The 5,703-nt window shown below is 45.7% G+C and carries 7 protein-coding genes and 1 other RNA gene; 2 read left to right on the top strand and 6 right to left on the bottom strand.

Annotated features, from left to right (window positions below; translation table 11 throughout):
• Positions 1-402 precede the first annotated feature (402 nt).
• The 6 genes from KNP71_RS15605 to tadA form a co-directional block, all read right to left on the bottom strand.
• The gene (locus KNP71_RS15605; RefSeq protein ID WP_021065284.1) at positions 403-627 is read right to left on the bottom strand and encodes a YaaL family protein; all 225 of its coding nucleotides are present in this window, start codon (positions 625-627) and stop codon (positions 403-405) included.
• The gene (recR, locus tag KNP71_RS15600; protein WP_029596455.1) at positions 624-1,223 is read right to left on the bottom strand and encodes a recombination mediator RecR; all 600 of its coding nucleotides are present in this window, start codon (positions 1,221-1,223) and stop codon (positions 624-626) included. The genes KNP71_RS15605 and recR overlap by 4 nt, the downstream gene beginning before the upstream one ends.
• Positions 1,224-1,245: 22 nt before the next feature.
• Entirely contained in the window at positions 1,246-1,563 is a 318-nt protein-coding gene (locus KNP71_RS15595; protein ID WP_021065286.1) for a YbaB/EbfC family nucleoid-associated protein, read from the bottom strand.
• 15 nt (positions 1,564-1,578) lie between these two features.
• Positions 1,579-3,255: a DNA polymerase III subunit gamma/tau gene (dnaX, locus tag KNP71_RS15590; RefSeq protein WP_021065287.1), complete on the bottom strand. Its 1,677-nt coding sequence runs from the start codon at positions 3,253-3,255 to the stop codon at positions 1,579-1,581.
• 94 nt (positions 3,256-3,349) lie between these two features.
• An RNA gene (gene ffs, locus KNP71_RS15585) (signal recognition particle sRNA large type) lies at positions 3,350-3,618 on the bottom strand.
• 53 nt (positions 3,619-3,671) lie between these two features.
• On the bottom strand, positions 3,672-4,172 hold the full coding sequence (gene tadA / locus KNP71_RS15580) for a tRNA adenosine(34) deaminase TadA (protein ID WP_058765163.1): 501 nt from the start codon (positions 4,170-4,172) through the stop codon (positions 3,672-3,674).
• A gap of 121 nt (positions 4,173-4,293) precedes the next feature.
• On the opposite strand from tadA, the gene KNP71_RS15575 reads away from it, so the two are divergent.
• Entirely contained in the window at positions 4,294-4,929 is a 636-nt protein-coding gene (locus KNP71_RS15575) for a deoxynucleoside kinase (RefSeq protein WP_021065289.1), read from the top strand.
• Complete coding sequence (locus KNP71_RS15570; RefSeq protein ID WP_021065290.1) at positions 4,926-5,597, top strand: deoxynucleoside kinase; 672 nt, start codon at positions 4,926-4,928, stop codon at positions 5,595-5,597. Before KNP71_RS15575 ends, KNP71_RS15570 begins: the two co-directional genes overlap by 4 nt.
• Positions 5,598-5,703: the final 106 nt, after the last annotated feature.

The following is a 5,703-nucleotide window of genomic DNA, read 5'->3' as shown; positions in this document are numbered from 1 at the left end:
GAGCCAGGATCAAACTCTCCAAAGAATTTGATATAGCTCTTTAAAAATGACGAAGCTTGCGCTTCATTCAAAAATTGTAAAACTTTTTTGCCTCATCGTTCAGTTTTCAAAGTTCGTCTGTCGTTCTTGGCGACTTAAATATCTTAACAAGCTATCAACTAGAAGTCAATATCTTTTTTTCGATTTTCAAAACCGCTCTCGGCGACGTCTATTAATATATCAATAAAACTTTAAATACACAATAGCTTTTTTAGAAAAACTTTAAATTATTTTTCATTTCAATTGTCTATCGCTTCAAATCTCTTCATATAATTCTAGTTCCTTCATTATATAGAGAAAAAATGCTCGATGTATTTGCTAGAGTGATTCAGCATAGAAAAAGGCGAGATGGAATATCTCGCCTCACGACCTTAAGTTAGACAGTGAAACATTGCGTCGCTTCGCTTCTTTCAAATAAAAGAAGTATAGGGCTTCCGCTTGTTTTACTTGGGCTGCTAACTCACCGGTATCTTCGATGCTCACTTCAAGAATGTGACGTTTCGATTCGTACTTCGCCTTAGCATCTAACAACTCCGACAAAAACCTTTGATCGTAACCATAGCGTAAAGGTTTACGAAACCACTTCATAGTTCCCGTCGACCTTCCATCGCTCTAGATAATGTCACTTCATCCGCGTATTCCAAATCGCCACCCACGGGCAACCCGTGAGCAAGACGTGTTACACGGATACCGGTCGGTTTTAAAAGTCGAGATAGATACATCGAAGTCGCTTCCCCTTCAATGTTCGGGTTAGTTGCCAAAATGACTTCACTAATCGCTTCATTTTCTTGGAGACGTGTTAACAAACTCGAGACGTTAATGTCTTCAGGACCAATTCCTTCCATCGGACTAATGGCTCCATGCAAGACATGATACTTCCCGCGGTACTCTCGCATCTTCTCCATCGCAATCACATCTCTAGAATCTTGAACGACACAGACTACCGTCTCATCACGATGCGAATCTCTACAAATTGCACATGGATCAACATCTGTAATGTGTCCACACACCGTACAATATTTAATATCACGCTTAGCACTGACAAGCGCCTTAGCGAACGTCAATACATCGTCTTCTTCCATATCAAGTACGTGGAACGCTAGACGGATAGCAGTTTTCGGACCAATGCCCGGCAATTTTGTAAAGCTTTCAATCAAACGTCCGATCGCTTCAGGGTATTGCAACTCGCATCTTTCCTTTCTTCACTTAAAAACCTGGAAGGTTCATCCCTTGCGTAAAACGTCCCATTTTATCATTAACTAGTTGGTCAGCTTGTTTCATCCCGTCGTTGACCGCTGCCAACACAAGGTCTTGCAACATTTCGACGTCGTCTGGATCCACAGCATCTTCAGCAATAATGACATCAAGCACTTCTTTATGTCCGCTAACGACTACTTTAACCATGCCGCCGCCTGCTGTACCTTCGACCGTTAAGTCTTTCAATTCTTCTTGAGCTTTCGCCATATCTTTCTGCATTTTCTGCATTTGCTTCATCATGTTGTTCATGTTTCCCATTCCACGCATGTAGAGCGCCTCCTTTTAAACTTCTTCAATTTCAACGACGTCACCGAAACGTTCGAGGGCCTTTGAGACAAGTGGATCTTCTTCCTCCACTTCCTCTTCCTTATGATCCGAACGTTCAGCTTGTTTACGAAGGATGAACTCATTCTTCAACTCAACCCAATCGGTCTCGAGTACAGCCATGATTTCTCGACGAATCCCCGTCACTTCGAATAAGGCTTGTTCAATCACGTCTCGCGTGCGACCGTTCGAGCTAACCTGCTCGTAATGCCACGTCATCCCATCTTTAAATTGTACCAGTAAGGTGTCACTAGCACAAAGCACAGCCTCACTCTCATAGAACAGTGCAAAAATCGGACCATCTTGCGTGCGAATGTTCCCCATGATGTCTTCCCAACTATCACGGATTGCGTTTAAGTGTTGGCGTTCCGCTCGTTGCAATAATTGACGAATGCGTTCTTTCGGGACTCGAATTTGAGTTCGCTTGGCAACTTTCGGTTTCTCCGCTGTTGCTTCCGCTGCAGGGACACCCGTTTTCTTGACTTCATTCAACTCGCGACTCAGTTCACGGACCTGCTCTTGAAGTTGTTTCATCTGTTCTGTCATCGTCCGTCCTTGTTCAGCAATCCGAATAAACGTTAACTCAACTAAGACTTTCGGATGGTTTGATAATCGCATCTGTTGCTGACAGTCATTCAACTCTTCAATCACTTGGAACAACTCGTCCGTCGACGTCGCTTCAACAAATTGTCGGAACGTCTCTGTCGGACGGGCGCGTTCGAGTAAATCGACGGCTTGAGGTGAAGCCTTTAATAGTAAAGCATCACGATGAACGAATACGAGATCTTCAATGAATCGCTTCAAATCCTTACCTTCACGAAGCATCGTTTCCAACGTACTCAAAATTTGATCGAGTTGCTTCTGTTGTAAGCCATAAGCCATATCAAGTAGAGCATCATCCGTTACCGCGCCGGTCACTTCTAGAACAGCGTCTTCGGTCAAACGGCCATCGCTAAAAGCGAGCGCTTGATCGAGTAGGCTGAGCGCATCGCGCATCCCACCATCGGCAGCACGAGCAATCAGCTTGAGCGCCTCTGGATCATAGTCATAATCTTGATCGTTCAAGATATATGCCATACGTGTTTGCAATTGACCGACTTCATGCCGTTTCACATCAAAGCGCTGGCAACGTGAGATGATAGTTGCCGGAATTTTATGTGGTTCTGTCGTCGCCAAAATAAAGATGGCATGCGCCGGTGGTTCTTCCAGCGTTTTCAATAAGGCGTTGAACGCCCCAGTCGAAAGCATGTGCACTTCATCAATGATATATACTTTGAAGCGCGCTTGAGAAGGCGGATATTTGACTTTATCCCGAATTTCTCGAATCTCGTCGACCCCATTATTTGAAGCCGCATCGATTTCAAACACGTCCGGGCTCGTCCCTTCCGTGATTGCGATACAAGTCGGGCATGTGTTACACGGTTCTCGTGTGGGTGCTGTCTCGCAGTTGATAGCTTTCGCGATAATTTTCGCCAAACTTGTCTTCCCGGTCCCTCGTGGACCCGAGAACAAATAGGCATGTGACATTCGTTCCTCAAGCAACGCATTTTGAATCGTACGTGTGATATGAATTTGACCGACAACCTCTTGGAACGACTGCGGACGATAAACCCGATACAACGCTTGATACGCCATGTCCCCGCCTCCTTTCTTCCTTACATTCTCTATTTCATCATACAAAAAAATCTACAACCCTGGGGCCGTAGATTGAAGTTATTAAATAAATCTGCCGCGCACCGATTTCTGAAAGCACGTCAATGTGCGTTACTCATGCAGTTTGCTCGGCCCAAGCACCCCTGCGGCACACGGTACGTCACCACTTAAGGCTGCTTCCTTCCGGACCTGACCTGGTTCATGGGTGACCGTTGCGCAGGACTCAGACGTCAACGCCACTTACACGAGGACAGGCCACACCAATGCACTCCCTCGAATCGGGATTCAGTCTCGCTATAGCGGATTGCGAGTTACAGGGCACCGCTACCTCCCCGCCTAGCACGGCAAATGGGTAAATGAAGTTAGGCACTACGTTGAGTGCTATTACATTATACTGTTTAATCAGATGGGTTGCAACCTCTCTGTTCAAGCCGCGCCTGCTTCTTCCTTTCTCTAAGGTTTCGGAAGAAAATCGTTAGCAACTCCCCACACTCTTCTGCTAAAACATTTTGTGTCACTTCGGCTTGGTGGTTGAAGCGTTCGTCTTGAACGAGGTTCATGAGCGTACCGCAACACCCTCCCTTCGGATCATGGGCACCAAAGATGACACGCTTCACGCGAGACAGCACGATGGCCCCCGCACACATCGGGCACGGCTCTAACGTGACGAACAGTTCGCAATCCTCCAAACGCCAATTGCTGAGCGCCTGGTTCGCCTGTTCAATCGCAATCATTTCGGCATGGGCCGCTGCCAATAAGTCCGTTTCTCGGCGATTATGACCCGCGGCAATCACTTCATCACCTTTAACGATGACGCATCCGATCGGGACTTCGCCGATTGCTTCCGCCTTCTTTGCTTCTTCTATGGCGAGCCTCATAAATCGTTCATCTCGTTCCATATACACACTCCGTTTCTGATTACTTATTATGAAAAAAAATGAAAATCATTTCGCTCGCCCTATCCACTTCATTGTATGCTAGAATGGAACTTGCACTTTGGATAATGGAGGATGACATCATATGTTTATAACGGTAGAGGGACCGATTGGTGTCGGGAAAACGTCACTGGCCCATATCATCAGTCAGCACTTTTCAATGCAGATGCTGAATGAAATTGTAGAAGAGAATCCGTTTCTCGGCAAGTTTTACGAAGATATCGACGAATGGAGCTTTCAGACGGAAATGTTTTTCCTTTGTAATCGCTTCAAGCAATTAGACGATATCCACAAACACCACTTGAGTCAACAGCAATCCGTCGTTTCGGACTATCATATTTTCAAAAACTTGATTTTTGCCCACCGTTCCCTGAGACCAGCTCATTTGAACAAATATGAGCAAATCTATAAGATTTTGACACACGATATGCCAAAGCCTGATGTCGTCATCTACTTACACGCCAGCATCGAGACGTTAATGAAACGTGTCGCCTTGCGTGGACGTGAAGTAGAAGAGAATATGTCTCGCGACTACCTCGAACAGCTCGCCCGCGATTATGAAACGTTCATCGAATCATACCGCGCGACACACCCCGAAGTGACGATTCTTTCGTTCAGTGGAGATGAACTCGACTTCGTCCAAAACCCGGACGATTTGACGCACGTCCTCACAACGATCGAACGTGAATTAGAATTGACTAAAGGAGCACAAATCAAATGACGCTGAATGAAAAATACAACATTCCGAATGACACGATCATCACGATCGGTGGAATGGTCGGAATCGGTAAATCGACAATCACGAACTCACTTGCCGATGCCCTCAACTTCCGAACTTCACTTGAGAAAGTAGATACGAACCCTTATCTCGATAAATTCTATCATGACTTCGAGCGTTGGAGCTTCCACCTTCAAATCTATTTCTTGGCTGAACGCTTCAAAGAACAGAAGAAGATTTTCCAATACGGCGGCGGCTTCATCCAAGACCGTTCGATCTATGAAGATACAGGGATCTTCGCCAAAATGCACTACGAAAAAGGGACGATGTCTCCAACTGACTACGAGACATACTCGAGTTTGTTTGAAGCGATGGTGCTGACACCGTTCTTCCCGCATCCTGACTTGCTCATCTATCTCGAAGGTTCGTTCGAGCAAGTGCTCGACCGCATTCAAATGCGCGGACGTGAGATGGAGCAACAAACACCAATTACGTATTGGGAAGAAATGTACGCGCGCTATACGGAGTGGATCAACAACTTCAATCTTTGCCCGGTACTTCGTCTCTCAATCGAAGAGTATGACTTGATTAACGACCCAAACTCGGTCGAACTCATCCTTGAAAAAATCGAGAAACAATTGACGATCGCTCGCGAAGCGAAAGTCAGATAAGTAAAGAAGGTGCACTGTAGACTGACCTAGCTATATGAGACACTAATAAAAACACCTTGATTAGGCTGCCGCCACACCATATTTTATCGGTGTGAGGTAGCCTAAT

Origin of the sequence: Exiguobacterium sp. s56, from assembly GCF_018618255.1 — a bacterium.
Classification (GTDB): domain Bacteria; phylum Bacillota; class Bacilli; order Exiguobacteriales; family Exiguobacteriaceae; genus Exiguobacterium; species Exiguobacterium chiriqhucha.
The sequence above is the reverse complement of the archived record's forward strand: the minus strand, read 5'-3'. Positions and strand labels throughout refer to the sequence as shown.